The sequence below is a fragment of the Cytophaga sp. genome (genome assembly GCF_051961495.1).
GTDB lineage: Bacteria > Bacteroidota > Bacteroidia > Cytophagales > Cytophagaceae > Cytophaga.
The window spans coordinates 1-2,825 of the sequence record NZ_JBQCDF010000068.1; the positions used below are offsets into that span (position 1 = coordinate 1).

A 2,825-nucleotide genomic window follows, 5' to 3' on the forward strand; every position below is an offset into this window, starting at 1 on the left:
GAAGAAGCTGTTATCACAGCTGCCGGCAATGCATTTTCCGTTACGCTTATAGAAGAAGATATCCTTTTACACCCATTTGCATTGGTAACCTCTACTGCGTAAGCACCGGCCGTTTTTGCTCTGTAAAGAGCTGCAGTAGCTCCATTGATCACGGTTGTATTCTTAGTCCATTTATAAGTAAAACCACTTCCTGCATTCGCTGTTAACTCCAATGAATCGCCAATACAAACTTTTGTTGCAGGAGAAGTAATTACTGCTGTAGGTAATGTATTCTCTGTAATACTCACAGGCGAGGATACTTTTTTACAACCCGTAGAGTTTGTCACTTCCACTGTATAAGTACCAGCTGACTTTGCCTTATAAGTAGTTGCAGTAGCACCATTGATTAATGTTGTATTTTTATTCCACTTATACAATAAACCTGTACCGGTATTTGCTGTTAGTAAAATTGAATCTCCTGTACAAATTGCTGTTGACGGAGCTGTGATTGTGGCCGTTGGCAATGGATTTTCCGTTACAGCTATAGCTGCCGATACTTTTTTACAAGCATTTGCATTGCTCACCTCAACAGTATATGAACCGGCTGCTTTTGCTTTATATACAGAAGCCGTCGCCCCGCTGATTACAGTTGTATTGTTTAACCATTTATATGTAAGACCTGTTCCTGTATTAGCTGTAAGAGACACTGAATCCCCTGTACAGAATGCCGTACCGAAAGAAGTAAGTGTTGCTGTCGGCAATGCATTTTCTGTCAAAGCAATGACAGATGAAACCTTTTTGCAACCATTGTTATTCGTTACCTCAACAGTATATGAACCTGCTGTTTTTGCTTTATAGATAGCAGCCGTTGCTCCACTGATCACAGTCGCATTCTTCAGCCACTTATACGTTAAACCTGTTCCTGTATTAGCAGCAAGAGCAACCGAATCTCCTGTACAGAACGCTGTAGCAGGAGAAGTAAGGGTTGCCGTTGCAGCGGGTGTTTCTGTTATAATAACGGGAGCTGCTGCTTTTTTGCAACCACTCGTGTTGGTAACCTGAACAGAATAATCACCTCCCGTTTTCGCTTTGTACGTAAGAGCTGTAGCTCCTGAGATAGCTATGGAATTTTTATACCACAGGTATGTTAATCCAGTTCCTGAATTAGCCGTCAATGCTATAGAATCTCCTGAACATAGTGTAGTTGAAGACGCAGTAATGGATGCCGCCGGCAATGCATTTTCAGTTATTGCAATGGCTGTAGATGTTTTTTTACAACCGCTTGAATTTGTTACTTCAACCGTATAAGATCCGCCAGCTTTAACTTTATATGTTGCCCCCGTTGCTCCTGAAATTGTTGTTGCATTTTTATTCCAGGCATACGTTAACCCTGTACTGGTATTTGCAGAAACCAAAATCGAATCTCCTGTACAGAATGCCGTTGACGGTGATGTGATTGCTGCTGTTGGTACTGCATTCTGAGTTACCAAAACAGCGTTTGATACTTTGCTGCACGCGCTGGCATTGGTTACCTGAACCGTATATGTACCAGCTGCTGTAGCAGCATATGCAGAAGTTGTGGCTCCCGAAATCTGGACAGCATCTTTATACCATTTATACGTAAATCCTGTACCGGTATTCGCAGTCAAGGTTAATGAACTTCCTGCGCAGAAGGATGTTGACGGAGATGTTATCGAAGCTACACAGCTGGCAGCATAAGATACGACCAGTTGAGGTCCTTTCCCCCCTGGGTTTTCAGAAGATTGGAAAACAGCCCGCTTAGCATTATTATTTGGTGTAACAAGTACAACTGTCACCAGATTCTGATTTGCCGCAACTTTAGCTTTGATTAGAGCTGTTAAATCCAGATAATAATACTGATCTGCAGGTGTCAGGTTAGTAACAGTAATAGAATCGTATTTAACTAATAATTTGTCAGGCTTGTTATTCCAGGTAATTGCATTTTCCGTCCAAAGATTATTTACTCCTTCATATGCAATTACTTTAAGAGAATTCACATCTGTTTCTGTAGTTAAACTACCATACAGTTTTAATTTTACTGAAGTAATATCTGCTGCATTGCCCAGAAGCGTATTCAGGTCGAACATAATATATGTTTCCCTGTTTGGCGTTGCAGAATAATTTTTAACAACCAGGTCGTTTGGAGTTGTTGAGCCATAAGTGATGTTCGCATTCGTTCCGTCATAACTTGTGTATTGAACAAATGCATCCTGTATAGGCGTGATGCTATCCTTCGTTACCTGCGTTTCCTGGAACAAGGCAGTAAAGGTTGTGTCTTTGTTTGCCGTGCTATATGTCTGGTTCGCCGAGCCACCATGAGACCAACCGGTAAATGTATATACTTTCCCCTGGAATGCCTGCGGTGAAACCACATCAATGGTACGATTAACACCTACCACACTTTGTTGTGTATTTGGAGTTACTACAGGCTCATCATCTAACTTTAGCGTTAAACCCGCAGGAATTGTCTTCAGCGTTATATTCTTTAATGTCGGCAGCAAATTTACATAAGCCGTATCCGTTAAACCGCCGGCATCTGTAACAACAACATATATTTTATAATAGATGTCTGTATCGGTATGACCGGAAACAGGTATGGTTGCGGAAAAACTTTTACTGCCAGTAGCAGGTAATCCATCATGTGTGTGCGTATTGTGATGCAAGTCGAAATGCCACGTAAATGCACTTGCCGGCAATACGCCGTCCTGCGCATCCGTTGCTGTTGCCACAAAATTAAATACTTGTCCGCCAACAAAAAGTGAATTGTTAGCAGGGGCTGTTGTGAAAGTAACTGTTGGTTTGCTGTTAAATGCTGTAACGGTCAA

General features: G+C 41.7%; 1 protein-coding gene. It reads right to left on the bottom strand.

All coding sequences use genetic code 11. The annotated features are described in order from the left end of the window. Window positions 1-2,825: CBM96 family carbohydrate-binding protein (locus ACTHJT_RS03165; RefSeq protein ID WP_440236318.1), on the bottom strand; the 2,825-nt coding region annotated here is incomplete at both ends.